A 23733-nucleotide genomic window follows, 5' to 3' on the forward strand; every position below is an offset into this window, starting at 1 on the left:
GAACGTCCTCGGAGCCCGACCCGGAAGGCGTGCGCGACGTCGCCGCGTCATCCGAAGCCGGAGCCGGCCTCACGACCCCGAAGGCCGTCGTACGGTCCGCGTTCGGCGTGGAAGTGGAATTCGGCTTCGGCGCGTCGTCGGACGCCGGGGCGGGCTTCACGACGCCGAACGCCGTCGTGCGGTCCGACTGAGGCGTGACGCGGGGGTCGGGGCGGTCCGGGCGGTCCGACGGCTTGACGGCCTTGATGAGCGCGGTCTCGTCGGCGGAGTTGCCCGGGGCGTCCCGCGTGTCCGGGGTGTCCGAGTCGTCGCTCGACCCACCCGCTTCGCCGGGGGCGGCCGTCGCGATCCAGGCCGCCACCGCCTCCTTCAGCGGATCGCGGCGCGGGCGCGGCTGGAAGACCGAGAGCCTCGGGTCCTGTTCACCGGAGGACCCGGAGGACCTTGAGGATCCAGTGGACCCGGAGGACCCGGAAGATTCCGTGGACCCGGAGGGTTCCGTAGGCCCGGAGGACCCGGAGGATTCCGTGGACCCGGAGGGTTCCGTAGACCCGGAGGACCCGGAGGATTCCGTGGACCCCGAGGACTCCGTGGACCCGGAAGGCCGCGAAGGCTCCGCCGCTCCCGACGCTCCTTCATCTACCGACTTGTCGGGGGACTCGCCCGCCACCGTTCCTCCTCGATCGCCGTCCGGTCGCTGTCCGAACCGTCTAACAGTGTCCCGTCTAGGGGGCATCGCCCCCGTGCTAGACGAGAACGACATAGTTGCGGGTTCCCACACAAAGCGACCAGGCGCTCTCGACAGATGAATGTGAGAGGCGTCACCCTGTCACTCATCCACGCGGGGAGGCATGGATGGGCAAGAGCCGCAGAACAATTCCGGAGGAGCTCCTGCTGCTCGCCTTGGACCCGACCACGGGAACCACGGCGCAGCCGCAGTCGCTCGACCTCGGCCTGGCCGGGGCACAGCTAGTGGAGCTGGCTCTGGCAGGACGGATAGCCCCTGACGGGGATCGTATCGCCGTGGTGATGCCACGGCCGACAGGAGATCCGACTCTGGACTCCGCACTGGAACTGCTGCGCAGGCGCGGCAGCCCGGTTCGGGCGGTCCACTGGATCGGTGGACCCCGACTGGGGCTCCGCCAGATCTACCTCGCGCACCTGGAGCGTTGCGGCATGGTCCATGCCGTCGCCGGTCAGATGTGCGGGGTGCTGCCGACGACTCGCTACCAGGCGACCGACACGGCGATCAGCCGGGAGATCCGTGCCCGGCTCGACAGTGCGATCCGCACCGGCGTACCGCCGGACCCGCGGACCGCGGCGCTCGCCGCACTGGCCCACGCGGTCGGACTCGGCAAGCACCTGTACCCCGGCAACGAGGGGCGGTCGTCCAGATCCCGACTGCGGGACCTGATCCGACACGACCCGATGGGCGGACTCGTGGCGCACGCCGTGATGGACGTCCAGAACGGCGTGGCCGCACAGCCGCGCCGCGACCGGGTTCCGGCCCAACCGCCCGCCCGGGCCACGGCGAGCAGCGGAGTACCGCTGCAGCCGCGCCGGACGGGTGCGATGGCCCGCGCGGCCGCGCACTGAGCACCACGCACCACCCAGCACCGCCCCAAGCACCACCGCCCCAAGCACCACCGCACCAAGCACCACCGCAGCACTGCACGAGGAGTACCGGCGCCCGCGACACCCCTTGATCCACTCGTGGGCGCCGGTACGACCAGCTCGGCCAGCACCACCGCGACCGGACGTCCCCCAAAGACCCCGGTGCGGGAGATGCCGGCGCGCGGGACCGCAGGACCGGTACGCCGGTCTCGCCGCCCCGCGCGCCGGCATTTCCCGTTCCCCAGCGCCGTCGCACCCTTCGGTGGCAGTCTGCTGAACATCAAACACGCAGAGAGACAGCTACAGAAGAAGGCGGAGGTGCCGTCCCCGTGGCGACCAATGTCAACCCCACCGTCCGACGCCGCCGACTGGGCATGGAGTTGCGCAAGCTCCGCGAGGACAAGGGCATGACGGCCGAGCAGGTCGCCGAGCGCCTCCTCGTCTCCCAGTCGAAGATCAGCCGTCTGGAGAACGGCCGCCGTTCCATCAGCCAGCGCGACGTGCGCGACCTCTGCGAGGTGTACGAGGTCGACGACCCCCGGCTCGTGGACTCCCTGATGCAGATGGCCAAGGACTCGCGCCAGCAGGGCTGGTGGCACGCCTTCGGCGACATCCCGTACAGCGTCTACATCGGGCTGGAGACCGACGCCGCCAGCCTGCGCACCTACGAACCCCAGATGGTCCCCGGGCTGCTCCAGACCCCCGACTACGCCCAGGCCCTCATCCGCGGTGCCCTGCCCGAGACGGCCCCGACCGACGTGGAGAAGCGCGTCCAGGTCCGGATGCACCGCCAGAAGCGGCTTTCGGAGACGGACAACAACAACCCCGACGTCGGGCCGTTGCGCCTGTGGGCGGTGATCGACGAGGCGGCGCTGCGCCGGCACGTGGGTGACCCGCAGTTGATGATCCGGCAGCTGGAGTACTTGATAGAGCAGTCGCAGCAGCCGTACATCACGGTGCAGGTGATGCCCTTCTCCATGGGCGCGCACCCGGGTGTCAACGGCCAGTACGCCATCCTGGAGTTCCCCGACGCCTCCGACTCGACGGTGGTCTACATCGAAGGCGTCACGAGCGATCTCTATCTGGAGAAGGCCAACGACGTTCAGAAGTACAGCGTGATGTACGAGCACCTGCGCGCCCAGGCGCTCAACGTCGATCAGACCCGGCAGTTCATCGCCGAGATCATCGGGCACTACGCGGAGAAGTCCAAGTAGTCGAGTGGCGGAACGACCGGCCGGAACGAGCCGTCGGCCGCGTGTGACGGGTGGGACGGAAGCGGCTCAGGAGGCCGACGGTGGCGAGGGGGCCAGCACGGTACACCGTCGGTCCCCGGCCACAGAAGGCCTGAATGGAATATGCCACCCGGTCGAGTGAATGGCTCCGTCAGCCGTCGGGCGGTGCGGGTAGCGTCGATCACGTCAGCCGGGGAACTGGCTGGCGGACAACCGGAACCACCGGAACTACTCGCTGAACCGGAGAGCAATCATGGCTATTCGTCAGGGCGCCACGGACAAGTGGACCAAGTCCTCCTACTCCGGCGGAAACGGCGCTTGCGTCGAGGTCAAGTCCCCCGTCATGGAAGCCGTCGCGGTCCGCGACTCGAAGGTTCAGGACGGCCCCGCCCTCACCTTCGCGCCCGGCTCCTGGACCTCCTTCGTCACTCAGGTCACCGAGGGTCGCCTCGTCTGAGGCCGTCCGCCGAAGCCGTCCGCCATCCGTCGACCGCCGGACCGCCCGGCCACCGCTGACGCCCTCTCGTCCGGCCCGCCGTCCTGGCCGAGGGGGACCGGCCGTACCCGGGGATCGGGAAACGGAATCCCGTCCCGGGTGCGACCACGACCTCGACCCCCGAGCCCGATCCGGGTCAGCGCAGCCGGGTCAGCGCAGCCGGTCCACGTACCGGTCCGTCCCCGGCACCGTGGGGACGAACGGCGCCACCAGTTCCACCCGCCCCAGCCCCGACTCCGCGACCTCCGCGTCCAGCCCCTGGAAGCGGTCCCAGCAGGTCCGCGGGTCGGCCTCCAGGAACCACAGCAGCGTGAGGCGGGTGTCGACCCCCTCGACCTGCTTGACGTAGGTCATCCGGTCGCCGGGCAGCGGTGTCGGCCGGAACAGGGTCACCATCGCCGCCGGTGAGCCCGCCAGCCGCCCCGGGAGTGCCCGGGAGCGCAGCCACTCCAGGAGTTCCTCCCGCCGCTCGGGGCCCTCGGCGTCGACGACCTGGAGCACGAGCCCGGCGTAGGGGTGGTCGAGGGCGTGGAAGTCGCGCGGCCCGGCGGCCCCGTCGCGGTAGACCGTCGCCGCGTGGTCCTGGAAGGCCGTGAAGACGTGCGTGCGGTCCTGGTAGACCCGACCGTCGCGGTTGAGCCGCTTGTTGATGCCGACGGTCCACTTCATGTGCTCGTCGTAGCGGCCCTCGGTCACCCAGTACGTGGAGAGGTAGCACCCGGCCGTGACGGGCTGGGCGACCGCCGACTTCTCCGGGTAGCGCAGTTCCTGGAGGTCCCTGGTGGCCACCCAGCGGCGGCCCGCGTACATCCAGGGCATGGCCATGGCGCCCGCGTAGTAGTGGTCGTCCTCGTACCAGCGGTTGTACGCGTACTCGTGGCCCGGGTGCGGTTCGACCATGGTGATCAGCGCGTGGCCGGGGCGGACCCCGTAGGGGCCGACCGACGCCAGCGCCGCGTACTCCTCGGGGCGGGTGTCCGGCTCCCGTTCGTCTCTCGTCGTCATGGGTCCGGTGTATCTGATGTTGCGTCAGATGGGGAGCCGCGGGGCGGAGTTCGACCCGTGGACAAGTAGGTGCATCCTGCACCTTCCTTCGCTAGGCTGCGCCCACCCGCCGCCCGAAGGAGCCCCCATGACCGTGGACCCCGTGACCATGGACCCCGCGCACGCGACCCCCGCCGTCCCCGCGCACGCGACCCCCGTCGCCCCGCCCGCCTTCGCCGCCCGCGCGTCCACGGTGGGCGGCTCGCCCGTACGGGAGATCCTCGCGCTCACCGAACGCCCCGGGGTGATCTCCTTCGCCGGCGGCCTGCCCGCGCCCGAACTCTTCGACACCGCCGGGCTGCGCGCCGCCTACGCGGCCACCCTGACCGGGCCCGGAGCCGCCCGCGCCCTCCAGTACTCCACCACCGAGGGCGCCCCCGAGCTGCGCGAGGCCGTCGCCGCCCGGGCCCGGGCGCGCGGGCTGGCCACCACCGCCGGGGACGTCCTCGTCACCACCGGCTCCCAACAGGGCCTCACCCTGCTCGCCGCCACCCTCCTGGAACCCGGCGACACGGTGCTCGTCGAGGACCCCACCTACCTGGCGGCCCTCCAGTGCTTCGGCCTGGCCGGGGCCCGCGTGGTGCCGGTCCCCTGCGACGAGGAGGGCCTGCTCCCCGACGCCCTCGCCGAGATCACCGCCCGCGAACGCACGAAGCTGCTCTACACCGTCCCCACCTTCCAGAACCCGACCGGTCGCACCCTGCCCGGAGGCCGCCGGGCCGAGGTCGCCCGGATCGCGGCCCGCCTCGGGCTGTGGCTGGTCGAGGACGACCCGTACGGGGACCTCCGCTACGAGGGCTCCCACCAGCCCTGGATAGCCGCCCACCCGGGCGCCGAGGACCGCACCGCCCTGCTCGGCAGCTTCTCCAAGGTCATGGCCCCGGGGCTGCGGCTGGGCTGGCTGCGCGCGCCGGCCGCCCTGCGCCGGGCGGCGGTCGTCGCCAAGCAGGCGGCCGACCTGCACACCTCGACGGTGGACCAGCTGGCCGTCGCCCACTACCTCGGCGCCACCGACCTCGACGCCCACGTGGCCGGGGTCCGGGAGGCCTACCGGGCCCGTCGGGACGCCCTCCTGGCCGGACTCGGCGCGGCGCTCCCGGCGGGCTCGCAGTGGAACCGCCCCGAGGGCGGCATGTTCGTCTGGGCCCGGCTCCCTGCGGGGTACGACGCGACGGCCCTGCTCAAGTCGGCGCTGGCCCACGACGTGGCCTACGTCCCCGGCGCCCCCTTCCACGCGGGAGCCCCGGACCCCCGCACCCTGCGCCTGTCCTTCACCACCCACACCCCGGACGAGATCGCCGAGGGCCTGCGCCGCCTGCACCGCGCCCTCGGCTGACACCCGCCCGGGCGGGCCGCGAAGTTGCGCCGTGGGGCTACGTCGTCGTCGCGTCCCGGGAGGCGCCGGCGGCGTACAGGGCGTCGATCTCGGAGGCGTAGCGGTCGACCACCGCGCGGCGGCGGAGCTTCAGGGTCGGGGTCAAGGTGCCCGCCGCGACGGAGAACTCCTCGTCCAGGATCCGGAAGGCGCGGATGCCGGCCGGGCGGGAGACGGTGGCGTTCGCCGCGGCCACCGCTTCGGCGACCAGGGCGCGCACCGCCGGGTGTTCGCCGGGGCGGGGGCCGAGGTCGAGGGACTCCCGGGCCGCCCAGGCGGCGGTCTCCTCGGCGTCCAGGGTGATCAGGGCCACCGGGTGGGGCCGCCGGTCGCCGATCAGCACCGCCCGCGACACGAAGCGCGAGGCGGCCTGCACGGCGAACTCCACCTCGGTCGGGGTGATGTTCTTCCCGGCCGAGGTGATGATCAGCTCCTTCTTGCGGCCGGTGATGGAGAGGTAGCCCTCCTCGTCGAGCGCGCCCAGGTCCCCGGTGTGCAGCCAGCCGCCCGCGTCCAGCGCCTCCGCCGTGGCGGCCGGGTCGCCGTGGTAGCCGGGGAACACCATGGGGCCGCGGGCGAGCACCTCCCCGTCGGGCGCGATCCGGACCTCGCAGCCGTCGATGGGGCGGCCCACCGTGCCGGGTCGGGCGGCGCCGGGGTGGTTGAGGCTGATCACCCCGCCCGACTCGGTCATGCCGTAGCCCTCGAACACCGGGATCCCGCAGGCGCGCAGGAGGTCCAAGGTGGCGGGGGCGATCGGGGCGCCGCCGGTGAGCGCCCACTTCACCCGGCCCCCGAAGGCGCCCCTGACCAGGGAGTACAGGGACAGCTCGGCCGCCTCCCAGGCCGCCCGGGACTCCTCGGGCAGCTTTCCGTCGGCCGCGAGCACCCCCAGGCGCACGGCCTCGTCGAAGCGCGTCGCGCCGTCCTCGCCCTGCCCCTCGGCCAGGGCCCGGACCACCGCGTGCACCTTCTCGAACAGCCGGGGCACGGACGGCAGATGGGTGGGTCGGGCCAGCGCCAGTTCGGCGACGACGTCCTCGACCCGGCCGCCGAAGTAGGAGAGTTCCCCGCCCTCCAGCAGGGTGGTGAACTGGATCAGCTGCGCGAGGAGGTGCGCGAGCGGCAGGTACAGGTACGTGGAGTCGCCCGGGCCGCCCCGGATCAGCGGGAGCGTGGCGTCCTGGATGGCCCCGAGGTTGCCGTGGGTGAGGCGGCAGCCCTTGGGCAGGCCGGTGGTCCCGGAGGTGTAGACGATCGCGGCGTCCGCGTCGGGGGTCACCGAGGCGGCCCGCGCCGCGAGTTCGGCCTCACCGACGTGGGCGCCCCGCGGGCCCCCCGCGGGACCGACCGCCCCCGCCACCAGGTCGTCCATCGCCACCACCGCCCGCAGCTCCGGCAGCTTCCCCCGCAGCGCCTCCACCCGGGCCGCCAGGGCCTCGTCCCCGCAGACCGCGACCACCGCCGCCGAGTCGGACAGCACCCAGGCCAGCTCCTCCTCTCCCGCCGTCGGGTAGACCGGCACCAGCACGGCCCCCGCCGCCAGCACCCCGAAGTGCGTGTACGTCCACTCGGGCCGGGTCTCCCCCAGCACCGCGACCCGTTCCCCGGCGGCCACGCCCAGGCCCAGCAGGGCCCGCCCGCAGCGGCGTACGGTCGCGGCGAGTTCGGCGTACGTCCGGGTCCGCGGGGCGCCCCCGTCCGGCGCCCGGAACCGCAGTGCGGGCTCGGGACCGTACCGTTCCGCCGTCCACTCGGTGAACTCCGCCAGCGTGCCCGGCCGTCCGTCCATCGCGCGCCCTCCCCTGCTCGGTGACCTCCGACGCTAGGCACCGACGTACCCGATCCGGCATGACGGGAAGCGTCACCCCCGCTGACCCCAGCGCTCACAGCGGCTACCGTCGGAGCCATGGGGAGGCGGACGATCACCGTGCACCACGTGCGCGCCGTGCTCGCGGGAGCGCGGCGGGCCGGCACCGACCTCGTGCCGTTGCTCCAAGAGGCCCAGATCCCACCGCTGTTGCTCGGCGACGACCGGGCGCGGATCACCCCCGCCCAGTTCGCCCGGCTCTTCCGAGCTTTGTACCGGACCACGCAGGACGAGTTCCTTGGGCTGTCCGCCGTACCGAGCCGTCCCGGCACCTTCGCCATGATGTGTCACGCCTCGCTGGGTTGCCGCGACCTCGGGGCGGCGGTCGAGCGCGCGGCGGCCTTCTACGGACTGTTCGCGGGCGGGCCCGAACTGGTCCTGGAGGTAGACGGCGACGAGGCCCGCTTCACCGTCCGCAACGCCTTCGACGGGGACGAGGAGCGCTTCCTCACGGAGTGCGTGCTCGCGATCTGGCACCGGCTGAGCAGCTGGCTGATCGGCCGCCGCATCCCCCTGGCGCGGGCCTCCTTCGCCTATCCGGCGCCCCCGCACGCCGACGAGTACGCCACCCTCTTCGCCTGCCCGGTCCGCTTCGGCGCCGAGCTGACCGGCGCGAGCTTCGGGGCGCGCTGGCTGACCGCCCCGCTCGTGCGCGACGAGCCCGCGCTCGACGCGATGCTCCGCCGGGCCCCCTTCGACCTGCTCTCGCGCCCCGAGTACGGGACCACGGTCGCCGAGCAGGTGCGCCGGACCCTGACCCGGCGGCTGCGCTCCTCCCCGAGGCTGCCGGAGCTGGGGGAGGTGGCGGCCCTGCTCGCGGTCTCCCCCGCCACCCTGCGGCGCCGGCTCCAGCAGGACGGGACCTCCTTCCAGCAGCTCAAGGACCACGTCCGGCGCGACGCCGCCATCGCCGGCCTCGCCGAGAGCGGGGAGCCGATCGCGGAACTCGCCGCCCGGCTCGGCTTCTCGGAGGACACCGCCTTCCACCGCGCGTTCCGCCGCTGGACGGGCACCACCCCGGGCGCCTACCGCATCGCCTCGGGAACGCGGTCCCCCGGCGCGACGCCTTCCTCGCCCCCGCCCCCGCCCTCGCCACGCCGGGCCGGCTGAGGCCCCCGCCGGACGGGCCCCGGGGCGGCGCGCCGTGGGGGCATGGAAGTCCGGGTCAGCAAAGGTGAGCTGCCCGGTCAGCCACATTCCGACCGGTCGGTCACTACCTTCACCTCACCTACCCCCGCACGGACCCGTTGGGAGAGCCGCCCATGCGTTTCCGAAGCCCCCACACCCGCCGAAGCCCCCACGCCCGCCGCACCGCCCTGGCCGCCGTCGCCGCCCTGGCCCTGTCGGCCTGGATCCCCGCCACCGCCGAGGCCGCCGGCGCCGCCGGGGCAGCCACGGCCCGTCCCGGTGACGTCGTCGCCAGCGCCCCCTCCGCCTTCCACCCGCTGCCCGGCCAACCCACCAACACCAAGGCCTGGAAAATCCAGTACCGCTCCACCACCGCCGACGGCGCCCCGAACGTGGTCTCCGGGACGGTGATCGTCCCGCAGGACGGCCGCACCGGGCCCCGCCCGCTGATCACCTACGCGGTGGGCACCGTCGGCATGGGCGACTCCTGCGCGCCGAGCAACAACCTCCCGTACGGCACCGCCATGGAGGCCAACCTCATCCAGCAGTACACGCTGCGCGGTTGGGCCGTGGTGGTCACCGACTACGAGGGCCTCGGCACCCCGGGCGTCCACACCTACACGGTCGGCCCCTCGGCCGGCCACGCCGTGCTCGACGCCGCCCGCGCCGCGACCCGGCTGCCCGAGGCCGGACTCTCCGCCGACACCCCGGTCGGGATCATGGGCTACTCGCAGGGCGGCCAGGCGAGCGGTTGGGCGGCCGAGCTACAGGGCTCGTACGCGCCCGAGCTGAAGGTGAAGGGCACCGCCACGGGCGGGGTCCCCGCCGACCTGATGAAGGTGGCCGACTTCAACAACGGCTCCTACGGCTCCGGCCTGATCTTCATGGCCGCCGCCGGGCAGGACGCGGCCTTCCCCGAGCTGAAGCTCGACTCCTACCTCAACCCGGCGGGCAAGGTCCTGGTCGGCGCGATGAAGGAAAGCTGCGTCGCCATCGACGCCATCGCCGGGTCCTTCAAGCGCATCTCCGACCTGACCGTGAAGAACCCCCTCGCGCAGCCCGACTGGCAGGCCCGGCTGGGCCAGAGCAGGCTCGGCCGGACCGCCCCGGCCGCGCCCGTGTACCAGTACCACGCGCTCGGCGACGAGCTGATCCCGTACGCGGTCGGGCGGCAGTTGCGCTCCGATTGGTGTGCGAGGGGCGCGAACGTCGAATTCGACACGATCTGGGTCGGCGAGCACGTCAGCGGGGTGATCACGCACTCCCCGGAGGTCGGGAACTGGATGGCGGACCGTTTCGCCGGCCGCTCCCCGCACCCCAACTGCTGAGGCCTGTACGCAGGGCCCCACCGCCCCGCCGGGGTCATTCCCCGGCGGGGCAGGAGCGCGTCCCGGACGGCAGTCGACCGGCCGTCAGGAAGTCGTCCACGTAGCCGCGCACACAGGCGGAGGTGCCGTAACCGGTGTGCCCCTCGCCCTTGTTGTCCACGATCACGGCCGAGCCCAGCCGGCGGGCCGTCTCCTCGGTCCACTCGTACGGGGTCGCCGGGTCCCCGCGGGTGCCGACGAGCAGCATCCGCGGGGCGCCCGGGTGGTCGATCCTGCGGATGAAGTCGGTGCCGGCGGGGCGCCCGTAGCAGGACAGCACGGTCCTCAGTTGGGCCGGTCCGAAGACCTGCGAGGTCGCCCGGAACTCCTCCGCCAGGCCCCCGATCTCCTTCTCGATGGCCGCGGGCGTGGCGGTGTCGTCGCTCCGGTCCGGGTCGTCGGCGCAGTTCACCGCGGTGAGGGCGGCCTCGGCGTTGTCGGCGGGGACGGGGGCGGGGCCGTCTCCGTCGTCGGGGACCGGGCCGGTGGGGCCGCCGAGCTGCATCAGCCCCACCGGGTCGCTCCGGCGCTCGACCAGGGCGAGGGCGGCGGCGAGGTCGGGCCACATGGACTTCGCGTACAGGGCGACGGCGATGGCCGCGACCGCGTCCTGGCCGGTGAAGTGGGAGCCGTCCTCCCCGACGAGGGGTTCCTTGTCGAGCCGCTCCACGAGGTCGTCGACCTTCCGCTTCGCGGTGCGGGTGTTGGTGCCGTAGACGCAGTCGGGCCGGTGGGCGCACCAGGTCAGGAAGTTGTCCAGGGCCCGTTGTTGGCCGCGTGCGGAGACGAGGGCCTGCTCGGCGAGGGGTTCGGTCAGGGTGTCGACCCCGTCGAGGACCATCCGGCCGGTGGTCCGGGGGTACAGCGCGGCGTAGGCGGCGCCCAGCCGGGTCCCGTAGGAGAAGCCCAGGTAGTCGAGCTTGTCCTCGCCGAGGGCCCGGCGCAGGGCCTCCATGTCCCGGGCGACGTTGACGGTGCCCACGTACGGCAGGACGGGCCCGGAGTGCAGGGCGCACCGCTCGGCCACGGCCTTCAGGGCGTCGAGCTGCGAGCGGGCGTCGGCCGGGACCCGGTCGTCGACCTCCTGGGAGCCGCCGCAGGAGACGGGGTCGCTCAGGCCCACGCCCCGGGGGTCGAAGGTGATCAGGTCGAAGCGCTCACCGAGCTTGGCGTAGTCCTTCGTGTCGGCGGCGAGCCCAGCGATCCCGCGTCCGCCGGGGCCGCCGAAGTTCAGCAGCAGCGACCGTCGGGGTCCGCGACCGGGCGCGGTGGCGGGGATCCGGGCGAGGGCGACGCGGGTGGTGCCCTTGGCGGGGTCGGCGTGGTCGAGGGGGACGGTCAGGACCCCGCACCGCATGGCGGCGGGGACGGGCTTCTCCCGACAGGCCCCCCAGCGTATGGAGCTGCCGGGGGCGGGACTCGGCGCCTCGGGCGGGCCGGCCCCCACGACGGAGCCCAGCAGCAGGCAGGCGGCGGCCGGGACGGCCAGGTGGGAACGGACTCGGGTACGGGGCACTGCGCCCTCCTCGGATGGCCCCCCGGGCCGGTCGGCCAACCCACCTTAAGCAGGTCGCCCGCGCACCGCCCCCGGGCTGACCCGTCAGGGTGAAACCCCTGGTCAGAGCCCAATACCCCGCTGCGGGGCGGCCCTCAGCGGGGCCGCCGGTACAGCTCCGCGATCTCCCGCTCGTGGTCGCGGGCGACGGCTCCGCGCCTGAGTTTGAGGGACGGGGTGAGGTGTCCGCGTTCCTCGGTGAAGTCCCCGGGCAGGACGGTGAAGCTGCGGATGGACTCGGCGCGCGAGACCAGCTTGTTCGCCTCGTCGACGGCACGCTGGAGGTCGGCGAGGAGGGCGGGGTCGGTGACCAGCTCGCGGGTCCGCACGTCCTGCTTCTTGTGCATCTGCCGCCAGTGGGCGAGGCCGTCCGGTTCCAGGGTGATCAGGGCGGTGATGTAGGGCCGGTTGTCGCCGACGACCATGCACTGGCCGACGAGGGGGTGGGCGCGGAGCCAGTCCTCCAGGGGCGCGGGGGCGACGTTCTTGCCCCCGGAGGTGATGATCATGTCCTTCTTGCGGCCGGTGATGGTGAGGTAGCCGTCGGCGTCGAGTTCGCCGATGTCCCCCGTGGCCAGCCAGGCCCCGGGCTGCTGCGCGACCACGTTCCAGTAGCCGGCGAAGACGTGCGCCCCGCGCAGCAGGACCTCCCCGTCGTCGGCGATGCGCACGGCCGTGCCGGGCAGCGGCCAGCCGACGGTGCCCAGGCGCGGGCGCAGGGGCGGGGTGACCGTGGAGGCGGCGGTGGTCTCGGTGAGCCCGTAGCCCTCGAAGACCTCGACGCCGGCCCCGGTGTAGAAGGCGGCGAGGCGGCGGCCGAGGGGGGAGCCGCCGCTGAGGACGTAGCGGACCCGACCGCCGAGGGCGGCCCGGATCCGCCGGTAGACGAGGGGATCGTAGAGGGCGTGGGCGGCGCGCAGCCGCAAGCTCGGGTTCTTGCCCTCGACGATCTCGCCGAAGCTGCGCGCGATGCGGGCGGCGCGGTCGAAGGAGGGGCCGCGGCCCATCTTCTCGGCGGTGGCGCGGGCGGTGTTGTAGACCTTCTCCAGCACGTAGGGGATGGCGAGGAGGAAGGTCGGCCGGAAGCCGGCGAGGTCGGCGAGGAGGTCCTCGGTGCGGATGCTCGGGGCGTGTCCGAGCTTGACGCGGGCCCTCATGCAGCCGACGGCGACCATCCGTCCGAAGACGTGGGACAGCGGCAGGAAGAGGAGGGTGGAGGCGGGGTCCTTGCTGACGGACGTGAAGACGGGGTGGAGCAGTCCGACGGCGTTGTCGACCTCGGCGAAGAAGTTGGCGTGGGTGAGCACGCAGCCCTTGGGCCGGCCGGTGGTGCCGGAGGTGTAGACGACGGTGGCGACGGTGTCGGGCGTACGGGCGCTGCGGCGCGCGTGCACGACCGCGTCGGGGAGGTGTTCGCCGGCCTTGACCAGCCGGGCGACGGCCCCGGTGTCGAATTCCCACAGGTGGGCGAGCCAGGGCAGGTTGACGCGCTCGGCGCTGATGATGCGGGCCTGGACGGTGTCCTCGACGGCGCAGGCCACGGCCCCGGAGTCGTGGATGATCCAGCGGGCCTGGAGGGCGGAGGAGGTGGGGTAGATCGGTACGGTGACCAGTCCCGCGGCCCAGCCGGCGAAGTCGAGGAGGGTCCACTCGTAGGTGGTCCGGGCCATGATGGCGAGCCGGTCGCCCTCCTGGAGCCCTTCGGCGATGAGGCCCTTGGCGACGGCGGTGACCTCGGCGGCGAACTCGGCGGCGGTGACGTCGCGCCAGGTGCCGTCGGCCTCCTTGCGGGCGAGGACGGGCTCGGTGGGGGCCTGGCGGGCGTTGTCGTACGGGATGTCCCCGAGGGAGCCGGTGGTCGGCATGCCGACGAGGGCGGGTACCGAGACCTCGCGGACCACCCCGTCGACGATCGTCTTGACGGGCTCGACCAGCTTCGGGCCGGCGGCGTTGGCTGGGGTCGCTACGGCGTCCATGCGCGTGCTCCTCGGTCGGTCGCTCAGAAGTTACCGGCGGTAATCTACGCACGGGTAACCGCCCCGGACCAGCCCCTGAACAGCTTCTCCTCCCTTCCACCACACCTCCCGCCTCCGCCGCACCTCCCTTCACACCTCCCCTCCGGCGGCCCGCCCCGGCGCGACGCGGTCCGCCGCGCCCGTTCGATCTCGGTCGGGTACCGCCCGGGCGGAACGCCTGCGTCATCCGACGCCCGACGGGCATCATCCGAGGGGGCCCGTCCGACGGTTTCCGCCACTTCTCACCCCTAGGAGCTGCCGGTGTCGCCGCAGGAAATCGAATTAACCCTCAGCCCGCAGCAGGCCGCCTCCGGCGTGGTCATCACCGTGAACCTGCCGACCGGTCCGGCCACCCTGCGCATCCCGCCCGCCCGCGACGGAGACCTCGTGCGCGCCATCGTGGCCGGCGAGGAGGTGTCGCTGCGGATACGCGTGGCCGGCCCGCCGCCCGGGTCGGCCAAGAAGGGCGCGCTGGGCTGGCTGATCGCGGTCGGGGCCGTCGCGGCCGTGGTCATCGGGCTCGTCGCGCTGAACAGCGGGAACGACGACGACTCCAAGAACACGGCGTCCTCCTCGGCGTCCCCCTCCTCGTCCTACACCCCGTACAGCCCGTCCTACCCCACGCCCTCCTACACCCCGCCGGTGTACACCCCGGATCCCTCGGTCCCGGTCCTGCCGGTGCTGCCGTCCCTGGATCCGACGACCCCGGCCCCCAGTCCGTTCGACAAGGGCACCTGCCTCAACGGGCAGCTTCCCGACTCCGAGGTCGCGCAGCGGGTCGACAACGTCGAAGAGGTCTCCTGCTCGGCCTCCGACGCGCACTACCGGGTGATCGAGTCCATCCCGGGCACCTCCGACATGAGCCGCTGCGAGAACAACTCCCGTACGGAATACGCCTTCTCCTACAAGTACACCCTCGGCAGCACTGTCCTGAACGAGTACGTGTACTGCCTGGTCGGGCTCGGTTCCTACTCCCGCGCCTGACCGCCCGCCAGGTCCGGGGCGCCACCCCTCGCGAGGTGACGTCCCGGCCCGAATCCGGTGGACAGCGCCGGCGGAGCCGCCGATAGTGCGCCTCATGACTTCTCTCGTACGCCACATCACTTTCGACTGTTCCGACGCCTACGCCCTGGGCACGTTCTGGGCAGCCGTCACGGGCGGCTCGATCGCCGAGGACGACCACCCCGGCGACCCCGAGGCGCTGGTCAAGGCCGAGGGCACGGCCCTCCTCTTCGTGACGGTCCCCGACGTCAAGACCGTCAAGAACCGCGTCCACCTGGACCTCCAGCCGCAGGACCGCACCCGCGACGAAGAGGTGGAACGCCTCCTCACCCTGGGCGCCGTCGTCGCCGGTGACCACCGCCGCCCGGACGGCGCCGGCTGGGTCACGATGGCGGACCCGGAGGGCAACGAGTTCTGCGTCGAACGCTCCTCGAAGGAGCGGCAGTCGGCCTGATCCGGGCCGAGGGGGCGGGGTGCGTCGATCAGGTGCCGGACTCGCGGTCGATCAGGTCCCGGCCTTGCACGTGAGCGTGAACCACGTCGCGCCGAGCCCGACGGGCCCGGGCGGGGATTGGGTACGCTCCCGGTTGGCTTCGAGGCGGCGGCGCGACCCGGCCGGCCACCGCGTACAGGGGGACGGTTCCTTATGACCAGCGCACCTTCGGGTGACCTTTTCCAGCCGCTCGCGCCCAACGACCCCGAAACGGTGGGTGGTTACCGCCTGGCGGCCGTGCTCGGCGCGGGCGGCATGGGGAAGGTGTACCTCTCGTACACCCCGGGCGGGCGCCCGATCGCACTCAAGGTGATCCGGTCCGAGTTCAGCGAGGACCCCGAGTTCCGGCGGCGCTTCGAGCAGGAGGTGCGGTCCGCGCAGCGGGTGCAGGGCCTCTACACGGCGCCCGTCATCGACTTCGACACCGAGGGCGCCCAGCCCTGGCTGGCCACCGCCTACGTGCCCGGCCCCTCGCTCGCGCAGGCCGTGGGCCTGCACGGCCGACTGCCCGTGCGCAGCGTGCTGTTGATGACGGTCGGGTGCGCGGAGGCCCTCCATGTCATCCACGGCGCGGGCATCGTCCACCGCGACCTGAAGCCGGCCAACGTGCTCCTCGCCTCCGACGGCCCCCGCGTGATCGACTTCGGCATCGCCCGCGCGGCCGACGCCACCGCCCTGACGGGCACCGGCGTCAGCGTCGGCACCCCGGCGTTCATGGCTCCGGAGCAGGCGATGTCCGGGACGGTCACGCCCGCCACCGACGTCTTCGCCCTCGGCCAGATCGTGGCCTTCGCCGGCAGCGGCGCCTCCGCCTACGGGGACGGCCCCTCGCACGGGGTGCTGTACCGGATCGTGCACGAGGAGCCCGATCTGAGCGGGCTGCCCGAGGAGCTGCGGCCCCTCGCCGCGCGCTGCCTGGCCCGGGATCCGGCCGACCGCCCGACCCCGGCGGAGATCATCGCGCTGTGCCACGAGCTCTCGTCGGAGCCGCTGCGGCAGGGCGAGGACTGGCTGCCCCGGGCGGTCGCCGGGTCCATCACGGAGCGGCTGCGCCTGCCCGAGCCGGTCCGGACCCCGCCGCCGGTGGCGACCCCGACCGAGGTGTCCGCGCAGCCGCCGGCGCCGACCGTGCACCCGTACGCGCAGCCGACGCAGACGGCGCCGACCCGGCCGGGCGCGGCGCCGCAGCCCGGGTACCCCACGCCGCCTCCGGGGTATCCCGCGCAGTCGCCCGGGTACCCGCCGCACCCCGCCTACGCGCAGGGCCCGCCGACCCCGCCCCCGTCCTACCCGCAGGCCTCCCACCCGCAGGGTTCCTACCCGCCGGCCTCCTACCCGCCGGCCCCCGCGCCGCCCGCGCCGAAGCGCAAGGGGCTGGTCGTGGCCGGGGCGGTCGTGGGCGCGGTCGTCGCCGTCGCGCTGGTCTACTCCCTGCTGCCGGACGGCTCCGGCGGGGGCGGGGACGCCAAGGGCCGCGAGAGCGCGAGCCCGACGGGCAGCGCCTCCCCGGGCAAGGGCGGCAAGCCGGTGGACCCGCAGCCGGCGACGTACGAAGGCATCGACCTGACGGCGAACTACCACCTCATGCTGGCCGACAATCCGCCCCGTCCGATCGACGGCGCCAAGAGCGGCGGCGTGTTGTACGCGCACGGGGACGTCTACTACTACTTCGACTCCCTGTTCGGCACGGAGAAGTTCGGCACCGCGAACGGCAACATGGTCCTGCTGAACAACGCGCAGAAGGGCTCCCTGGAGACCTGCCGCCAGGAGACCCGCTACACGAAGCAGATCGCCTTCGACCAGCTCACCGACGGGCAGCAGATCTGTGTGCTGAGCGATACCGGGCACATCGCGGTGGTGACGTACCGGGGGAAGTCGGGCGCGAGCGACGCCGGCAAGTACATCACCGTGGACCTCACGGTCTGGCGCAACGCCGACCAGCCCAAGAGCGGCAGCTGAGGCACCGCCGGACCGCACCGCCCGTCACGCCGCGGCTTCCGTGGGCGGGCAGTCGCGGCAGCGGCCGGGGGCCGGTGCCCGGAAGGCCCGTTCGCAGCCGTCGCAGTTCTGGAGCGGGTCGGGCCGTCGGGCCCGTGCCGGGGGCGGGGGCGCGGCGGGCAACCGCGGCGGAAGGCCCGACTTCAGCCGGTAGCCGATCAGGGCGGCCGGGTTGCGCAGCTCCGCCGGGAGCCGGTCGGCCAACACCTGCCGTACGGCTTCCGGTTCGGCCCCGCGTTGCAGCCAGAGGGCCAGTCCGGGCGCGAGCTGGTCGACGTCCCGCTCGGCGAGCAGCAGCCGGGGATCGTCGACCCGCAGCCGCGCGAGCAGGTCGGCGGCCTCCCGCCGCGCCTTGGCCTCCGGCCCGGTGGGGCGTACGGGCGCGGGCGGCGGCGCGGTCTCCGGCTCCGGCTCCGGCTCCGGCGGCAACGGGGGCTCCGGATCGGGCTCCGGCTCCGGGTCTGGCTCCGGATCGGGCTCCTTCTCCGGCTCCGGGTCGGGCGGCAGCGGGGGCTCCGGGTCGGGTTCGGGCCTCGGCGGCTTGGCGCCCTTCGGGTGGTTGTAGGACACCGTCCGGGTCAGCAGCCGGCCCTCGTCGGTCCGTACGCGGGTCCGCTCCAGGTAGCCGTACGCCTCCAGCTCCCTCAGGGCGCCGGCGATCCGGACCTCCCCCTCGGGGAAGCGGTCGGCGAGCACCTTGATGCCGATCTTGGCGCCGGTCGGCAGCGACTGGATGTGGAGCGCGAGCCCGATGGCCACCAGCGACAGGGCGCGGTGCTGGGCGAGGTGGTTGCCGACCACGGTGTAGCGGTCGTGGTGCCGCACGTTGATGTGGACCACACCGGATCGGGCGGTCCCGGCGTGAACCCGGGACTTGGCGCGCGAGGGCGCGCTAGGGTGCCTTGAAGCCATTGGGAAGCGACTACTTCCTGGTTGGTCAGGCCCTCGTTCGGGATGCCAGTCCCGGCGGGGGCCGTCTCAGGTCTGTTGTTGTGGGGCGAGCATATGCCGCCCAACCGCCCCGAAATCCAGCCCGGTTGGCACAGTTCACTCGTGTGAGTGAGCGGGGAGCCGGAGGGGTGGGGTTGGTTGGATTTAGCTCCGTACTTGTCAGTAATACGTCGAGCCGGACCGGGTCCCGGACCCCCGCGTCACGGGGCGGAACGTCCGCCGACGAGATCCACCCCGGCCCACGCCACCCTGCCGGGCGGCAGGCCCTCCTCCACCCCCCGACGGTCGCCCACCGCCGCCACCATGACCGGGCCCCGCCCCCCTTCCGCACCCTGCTCCGCGTCGCGAAGACCGGGGATCCGGTCCCGGTGCGTGTCCACCGCCTCGATCCGGCGCACCTCCTCGACCGGGGCTGCTTTTAGGATCTTCGGCATGGCAACACGACTCGTGCAGATCAACATGAAGGCCCATGACGACTCCGCGCTCGGCCGGTTCTGGGCGGAGGCACTCGGTTGGGGTGTCGACAGCGAGGGGCCCGGCGTGACCAACCTCGAACCCGTGGGCTTCGCCTACCCCGACCCCGTGGCCGTGTGCATCGACATCGTCGCCCGCCCGGAACCCAAAACGGTCAAGAACCGCGTGCACCTCGATCTGGCCACCACCTCGACCGCCCATCAGGCGGAGTGGGTCGCGCGCTTGAAGGATCTCGGCGCGACGCTCGCCGACGTGGGGCAGGGCGATGTCCCCTGGACGGTCATGGCCGACCCGGAAGGCAACGAGTTCTGCGTCCTGGAGCCCCGTGCGATCTACCGGGACACCGGGCCGATCGCCGCGGTGGTGGTCGACTGCGCCGACCCGCGGGGGATGGCCCGGTTCTGGGGCGAGGCGACGGACTGGACGCCGCACGCTGTCACCGACGATCAGGCGACCCTGCGCTCCGCCCGAGGCGTCGGGCCCTACCTGGAGTTCCTCCGCACTCCCGACACCAAGAGCGGATGGAACCGCGTCCACCTCGACGTCAGCCCCTACCCCGGTGACGACCTGGCCGCGGAGGCGGCCCGACTGCGCGCCCTGGGCGCCACCGACCCCGATCTCGATCGGTCCGCCATCCACTGGACGGTCCTGGCCGACCCGGAAGGCAACGAGTTCTGCCTCCTCTCGCCGCGCTGACCGCAAGGCCGCACCGGCCACGGGTGCGGGGCGCGCACGGTGACGACGGCGCCTCGCGGACCCGGAAGCGGACGCCGTGAGGGCGGTGTCCGCTTCCGGGTGGGTCCGGCGCGGACCGGATCGCTGTCGAGGGCCGACTGTTCAGCTCTTGCGGGCCAGCGAGGGCCCGGCGAAGGTCACCCCTGCCAGGCCGTGGGCCATGAGGTTGCGGATGTTGCCGTGATCAGTGTCGTTCGGCGTCGCCAGCACACTGCGGTAGTGCTCACCGAAGGCCAGCAGCGCCTCCTGGTCGGTCAGCCCTTCCAGCACGGCCAGTCCCAACGTCTTGCAGGAACCCTCGTTCTCACCCGCCGCGTTTTCCAGGGCCCCGTTGCGGAACGCCTGCGGCTGATACGCGTAGTGCGCCGCGACGAAGGCCAAGGTGTCGGCGAACTCGTGATCACCTGACGCAAGGCTTGTCCGCAGCGAGTTCAGATCGGTCATGTGGGTTCCCCAGGGTTGGACGGACGATCCGATTGCCGTCCGTAACCGGACGACAGTACCCCCCTTGCGTCCGGCCGCCGAGCGTCCGGGTACGCGCCCGAGGCCCCCCCACGACGCCGAACGCAGACCGCAGCCCCCGCCCGGACGGGGGCGGGGGCTGCGGTGGTTGGGCGGCGGAGGATCAGACCCCTACGGGGACCTTCGCCGGCTCGGCGGCGGCCTCCTCGGCCGGCGCCTCGTCGGAGGTGATCTCGTCCAGCGGGGAGGCCGAGGCGGCCGCGTAGGCCTCCTTGTCCAGGATCCCCTCACGCGCCGACACGAGGACCGGGACGAGTGCCTGACCGGCCACGTTGGTGGCGGTGCGCATCATGTCGAGGATCGGGTCGATCGCCATCAGCAGGCCGACACCGGCCAGCGGCAGGCCCAGCGTGGAGAGGGTCAGGGTCAGCATGACGGTCGCGCCGGTCAGACCGGCCGTGGCGGCGGAGCCGACCACCGAGACGAACGCGATGAGCAGGTACTCCTTGATGCCCAGCTGCACGTCGAAGATGTTCGCGATGAAGATCGCGGCGAGCGCCGGGTAGATCGCGGCGCAGCCGTCCATCTTGGTCGTGGCGCCGAACGGGACGGCGAAGGAGGCGTACTCCTTCGGGACGCCGAGACGCTCGGTGACCTTCTGGGTGACCGGCATGGTGCCGACCGAGGAGCGGGAGACGAAGGCCAGCTGGATCGCGGGCCAGGCGCCCTTGTAGAACTGCAGCGGGTTGACCTTGGCGACCGTCGCGAGGAGCAGCGGGTACACGCCGAACATCACCAGGGCGCAACCGATGTAGATGTCGGCGGTGAAGGTGGCGTACTTGCCGATCAGGTCCCAGCCGTAGCTCGCGATGGCGGTGCCGATGAGGCCGACGGTGCCGATCGGGGCGAGGCGGATGACCCACCACAGGGCCTTCTGGAGCAGCTCCAGGACCGACTCGGCGAGGTTCAGGACGGGCTGCGCCTTGCTGCCGAGCTTGAGGGCGGCGATGCCGGCGACGGCGGCCAGGAAGACGATCTGGAGCACGTTCAGCTCGGTGAACGGCGTGATGATGTCCTTCGGCACGATGCCGGTCAGGAAGTCGATCCAGGAGCCGGTGTGCTTGGGCTCCTTGCCGTCCGCCGGGGTGAGGCCGGTGCCGGCGCCCGGGTTGGTCAGCAGGCCGATGCCGAGGCCGATGGCCACCGCGATCAGCGAGGTGATCATGAACCAGAGCAGGGTGCGGGAGGCCAGGCGCGCCGCGTTGTTCACCTTGCGCAGGTTGGTGATCGACACCAGGATCGCGAAGAAGACGAGCGGGGCGACGGCCAGCTTGAGCAGCTGGATGAAGATGTCGCCGACCTGCTCCAGGGTCGTCTTCAGCCAGCTGACGTCCTGGCTGCGGGCCAGCCAGCCGAACAGGACACCGAGCACGAGACCGGCGACTATCTGTGCCCAGAAGGGAAACTTGAAGGAGGCCTTGGCGGGAGCCTGAGCCTGGGGGGACGCGGACACGGACACTCTCCGGGGGTGACGCACGGGCGTGCGGCGGAAGGTTTCTTCAGGGGCGGTGCGCTGCGGCGGCAGCCGGAAAGGGGCCGGGCCGGGCGTGGACCGCTGCCGTATATCGACTCGGTTCAACGCGGTGAACGGGTCAACGGCAACAGCAACAGGCCGCGGACGCGCGGCGGCAGAGGTCGACGTGCAGGCGCGCCACGAGCGGAACGCTCGCGGTCATCGGGTGCGCAACTGGGGTCGACATGTTGAACACGCTAACACTTCTGCTTTGGGAATCTCAAAGTCATTCTTTGACCATGGATTCCGCCCCGCTCCGCACGTCCGACCCCGGGAACGCGAAAGCCCCAGCGTGACGGGCTGTGGACCCGTGGCTGGGGCGGTTCGGTGTCTTCGGTGTGTGAGGAACGCAACCGGGCGGCGGTCAGGCGGGGCCGGCGGCGGTCAGGCCACGCGGGCGGCGTCGTCGGCCGCGTCCTCCTGGCCGCGGTTCGCGGCGAGCTTGACCTTCGCACCCGCGACGCGTCCGCTGATCTGCTGGGACATCTCCTCGCGCTGCTTGCGCAGCAGGACGAAGGAGAGCGGGGCGGAGAGCAGCAGGGCGACCAGCACGACCCAGGCCGGGTTGGCGTCACCGAGTCCGGAGGGCACCCAGCCCAGACGGACGAGCACGGCGGCCAGCACCAGGCATCCGACGAAGATGCCCAGGCGCATCGCGGTGTAGCGGATCGTCGCGCTCGGCTTGAAGGCCACGGTGACCCCTTCTCTCTCGTCGTCCACGGGTCGGCACGTTCCCGTCCAGTGAAGCACGCCGGAGTTAGGGGCACGGCCGTCGGGGGTCATCAACGGGCACAAGCCGCAGCGCGGATAGTGGCACCTTCAGGGCCGCATTGCCTTGCGGGTCCCACAGGACGACGATTCCACCCGCGTCCCCGAGCGACAGGTACGGACGTGAAGGGGCCAGCGTCCCACCGTCAACAGGAACCTGGGCAAGGTCTCGGACTGGGGTCGCGCACACCCACTCGGGCTTGATCCCGTAGTAATGGCCAGGTGTCCGCCCAACGGCGGACGCGGCGACAGCTCGCTGTCCTGCGTCCATGGCCGGGCCGATGACCAGCCCAAGCCATGCCATCAACAGCACACAGGCACTCACAAAGCTGGCGGCGACATATCCGATCCAGCGTGCGCTGATCATGTGGTGGGTGTGCCGCATATACCCGAGGAGAGCGGGAGCCACAAGCCAGATCAGCGACGCGGCAGCAAACTTGAGCGTTGTCAGCAATCGCATGACTGCCGAAACCTCAATGTCCTCCAGATCAACGCCGAATGCACGGAGATAGAGGGTAGGGACCAACAGCCCAAGGCCCGGAAACACTGCCGGCAGAAAGGCCAAGAACGCGGGAAACAGCCAGGGCAAACTCAGGCGCCATCGTGACTGCCGAACCCAAAGCCACACTCCGGTCATCACGACGTAGCTGACGGCGATCCCGTACACGACGAGAACGAAGCCGATCAGCCTGTCGGGGGCGCTCGCAACGCCGAAGGCTCCGAGGGCCGTCGCCAACATTGGGCCGGCGAGTCCCGCCAGCAGCAGCTGCCCCCCAGACAACTCCGGCAGAGCCCACCTCGCGATCAGCCATCCGGCCCTCGCTGCCCCAAGGAGGAACACAGCCGCAGGTAGCACGGCCCACAGGACTCCGACACCCCAGAGGCCAGCCACCCACGCGCCGCAGACAAGCCCGACCAGGGCCGGGAATCTCATCATGCCCATCCGCCGTAGGGGCTCCCGCCGGCGGGGCCAAGCGACCGGCGACTCGGGCCGGCCCACGTATCCGATGCGGCGCAGAACGACAGGAGCGGATGGCCCGGGCACACCGGGGAGCGGCTGCGCCGCGAGGCTGAGGGCCTCACCCTCGCTCCCGGCCCTCACCTGTCGACCTGTGTCCCGGCTTCCAAGGCTGATCTCCGAACGGGCCCTCGCCCTTCCCCACAATCGCCCAGCTCGCGATGCCGTCGAGCCCGCAGGCAACGGGATGTACGCGTGCCACACGGGCAAATACACGGGATCGCGATCAACACACTGCACCGCCTCAACCACCAGGTCCAACAGCAAGCGATCGGAGACCACTTCCAGATGCTCCCGAGCACCGGCAGCCGCCCTGATCGCCGATCCGAGAAGCCTGACCTCAATCGTGAAATGCCAGCCGGTGTCCCCCTCAAGAATTGCCCCCGAAGAGGGGCGGCACTCCAATATCGGCCAGTCGCGGGCCTGCAACTCCGCCTCGAACAGCTCGTAGTCGGTCGAGGTTCCTATTAATCGCACCACCGCCACTGCACGCTGGTCCCAGCGGCGCGTCGACTCCGTCACCACCACCTCAAGCACCTCTCTCCGTAACGATGATCTGTCGC

At 72.3% G+C, this 23733-nt stretch carries 22 protein-coding genes; 11 read left to right on the top strand and 11 right to left on the bottom strand.

Annotated elements, in window-relative coordinates:
• From ACIOD1_RS31415 to ACIOD1_RS31430, 4 genes are all read left to right on the top strand, one after another.
• Positions 1-191, top strand: a 191-nt coding sequence (locus ACIOD1_RS31415) for a hypothetical protein (RefSeq protein WP_401906143.1), incomplete at its 5' end; no start/stop codon positions are given.
• A gap of 664 nt (positions 192-855) precedes the next feature.
• Entirely contained in the window at positions 856-1596 is a 741-nt protein-coding gene (locus tag ACIOD1_RS31420; RefSeq protein WP_365626409.1) for a GPP34 family phosphoprotein, read from the top strand.
• A gap of 347 nt (positions 1597-1943) precedes the next feature.
• Complete coding sequence (locus tag ACIOD1_RS31425) at positions 1944-2828, top strand: helix-turn-helix transcriptional regulator (RefSeq protein WP_365626406.1); 885 nt, start codon at positions 1944-1946, stop codon at positions 2826-2828.
• Between the two features lie 271 nt (positions 2829-3099).
• A complete protein-coding gene (locus ACIOD1_RS31430; RefSeq protein ID WP_401906145.1) occupies positions 3100-3303 on the top strand; it encodes a DUF397 domain-containing protein in 204 nt (67 codons plus the stop codon).
• A gap of 189 nt (positions 3304-3492) precedes the next feature.
• On the opposite strand, the gene ACIOD1_RS31435 is transcribed toward ACIOD1_RS31430, so the two are convergent.
• Entirely contained in the window at positions 3493-4347 is an 855-nt protein-coding gene (locus tag ACIOD1_RS31435; protein WP_401906148.1) for a hypothetical protein, read from the bottom strand.
• 148 nt (positions 4348-4495) lie between these two features.
• Between ACIOD1_RS31435 and ACIOD1_RS31440 the strand changes: the two genes are divergently transcribed.
• Positions 4496-5722, top strand: a complete 1227-nt coding sequence (locus ACIOD1_RS31440) for a PLP-dependent aminotransferase family protein (RefSeq protein ID WP_401906240.1) — start codon at positions 4496-4498, stop codon at positions 5720-5722.
• A gap of 37 nt (positions 5723-5759) precedes the next feature.
• Here ACIOD1_RS31440 and ACIOD1_RS31445 read toward each other — a convergent pair whose 3' ends face one another.
• Entirely contained in the window at positions 5760-7553 is a 1794-nt protein-coding gene (locus ACIOD1_RS31445; RefSeq protein ID WP_401906151.1) for an AMP-dependent synthetase/ligase, read from the bottom strand.
• A 117-nt stretch (positions 7554-7670) separates the two neighbouring features.
• On the opposite strand from ACIOD1_RS31445, the gene ACIOD1_RS31450 reads away from it, so the two are divergent.
• Positions 7671-8741 carry an AraC family transcriptional regulator gene (locus ACIOD1_RS31450; protein WP_365626394.1) on the top strand — a complete coding sequence of 357 codons (1071 nt, stop codon included), beginning with the start codon at positions 7671-7673 and terminating at the stop codon, positions 8739-8741.
• 152 nt (positions 8742-8893) lie between these two features.
• Positions 8894-10087: a lipase family protein gene (locus ACIOD1_RS31455; protein ID WP_401906154.1), complete on the top strand. Its 1194-nt coding sequence runs from the start codon at positions 8894-8896 to the stop codon at positions 10085-10087.
• Positions 10088-10121: 34 nt separating this feature from the next.
• Here the strand turns inward: ACIOD1_RS31455 and ACIOD1_RS31460 are convergent, their stop codons facing one another.
• Together ACIOD1_RS31460 and ACIOD1_RS31465 are read right to left on the bottom strand one after the other, a co-directional pair.
• Positions 10122-11642, bottom strand: a complete 1521-nt coding sequence (locus ACIOD1_RS31460) for an alpha/beta hydrolase (protein WP_365626388.1) — start codon at positions 11640-11642, stop codon at positions 10122-10124.
• 134 nt (positions 11643-11776) lie between these two features.
• Positions 11777-13657: an AMP-dependent synthetase/ligase gene (locus ACIOD1_RS31465; RefSeq protein WP_401906157.1), complete on the bottom strand. Its 1881-nt coding sequence runs from the start codon at positions 13655-13657 to the stop codon at positions 11777-11779.
• 300 nt (positions 13658-13957) lie between these two features.
• Here ACIOD1_RS31465 and ACIOD1_RS31470 point away from each other — a divergent pair, with 300 nt between their 5' ends.
• The 3 genes from ACIOD1_RS31470 (at position 13958) to ACIOD1_RS31480 (ending at position 17150) form a co-directional block, all read left to right on the top strand.
• Positions 13958-14680 (top strand): hypothetical protein, encoded by a 723-nt coding sequence (locus tag ACIOD1_RS31470; protein WP_365626382.1) that lies wholly within the window; start codon positions 13958-13960, stop codon positions 14678-14680.
• Positions 14681-14774: 94 nt separating this feature from the next.
• Positions 14775-15152, top strand: a complete 378-nt coding sequence (locus ACIOD1_RS31475; protein ID WP_401906160.1) for a VOC family protein — start codon at positions 14775-14777, stop codon at positions 15150-15152.
• Positions 15153-15344: 192 nt separating this feature from the next.
• A complete protein-coding gene (locus tag ACIOD1_RS31480) occupies positions 15345-17150 on the top strand; it encodes a serine/threonine protein kinase (RefSeq protein ID WP_401906162.1) in 1806 nt (601 codons plus the stop codon).
• A gap of 24 nt (positions 17151-17174) precedes the next feature.
• Here ACIOD1_RS31480 and ACIOD1_RS31485 read toward each other — a convergent pair whose 3' ends face one another.
• Together ACIOD1_RS31485 and ACIOD1_RS31490 are read right to left on the bottom strand one after the other, a co-directional pair.
• Positions 17175-18029 (bottom strand): helix-turn-helix domain-containing protein, encoded by an 855-nt coding sequence (locus ACIOD1_RS31485; RefSeq protein WP_401906165.1) that lies wholly within the window; start codon positions 18027-18029, stop codon positions 17175-17177.
• Between the two features lie 311 nt (positions 18030-18340).
• Positions 18341-18574 carry a hypothetical protein gene (locus ACIOD1_RS31490; protein WP_401906167.1) on the bottom strand — a complete coding sequence of 78 codons (234 nt, stop codon included), beginning with the start codon at positions 18572-18574 and terminating at the stop codon, positions 18341-18343.
• On the opposite strand from ACIOD1_RS31490, the gene ACIOD1_RS31495 reads away from it, so the two are divergent.
• Entirely contained in the window at positions 18573-19310 is a 738-nt protein-coding gene (locus tag ACIOD1_RS31495) for a VOC family protein (protein ID WP_401906170.1), read from the top strand. The two genes, ACIOD1_RS31490 and ACIOD1_RS31495, sit on opposite strands and share 2 nt — an antisense overlap.
• A 141-nt stretch (positions 19311-19451) precedes the next feature.
• On the opposite strand, the gene ACIOD1_RS31500 is transcribed toward ACIOD1_RS31495, so the two are convergent.
• The 5 genes from ACIOD1_RS31500 to ACIOD1_RS31520 all read right to left on the bottom strand — a co-directional run bounded on the left by ACIOD1_RS31500 (position 19452) and on the right by ACIOD1_RS31520 (position 23707).
• A complete protein-coding gene (locus ACIOD1_RS31500; protein WP_365626364.1) occupies positions 19452-19793 on the bottom strand; it encodes a HopJ type III effector protein in 342 nt (113 codons plus the stop codon).
• Positions 19794-19974: 181 nt separating this feature from the next.
• On the bottom strand, positions 19975-21330 hold the full coding sequence (locus tag ACIOD1_RS31505; protein WP_401906173.1) for a dicarboxylate/amino acid:cation symporter: 1356 nt from the start codon (positions 21328-21330) through the stop codon (positions 19975-19977).
• Between the two features lie 133 nt (positions 21331-21463).
• A complete protein-coding gene (locus tag ACIOD1_RS31510; RefSeq protein ID WP_401906242.1) occupies positions 21464-21547 on the bottom strand; it encodes a putative leader peptide in 84 nt (27 codons plus the stop codon).
• Between the two features lie 221 nt (positions 21548-21768).
• The gene (locus ACIOD1_RS31515) at positions 21769-22038 is read right to left on the bottom strand and encodes a DUF4229 domain-containing protein (protein WP_365626509.1); all 270 of its coding nucleotides are present in this window, start codon (positions 22036-22038) and stop codon (positions 21769-21771) included.
• 103 nt (positions 22039-22141) lie between these two features.
• Positions 22142-23707, bottom strand: coding sequence for a hypothetical protein (locus ACIOD1_RS31520; protein ID WP_401906176.1), 1566 nt, complete (start codon positions 23705-23707; stop codon positions 22142-22144).
• Positions 23708-23733 lie beyond the last annotated feature (26 nt).

This window comes from Streptomyces sp. NPDC088097, from assembly GCF_044741845.1.
Classification (GTDB): domain Bacteria; phylum Actinomycetota; class Actinomycetes; order Streptomycetales; family Streptomycetaceae; genus Streptomyces.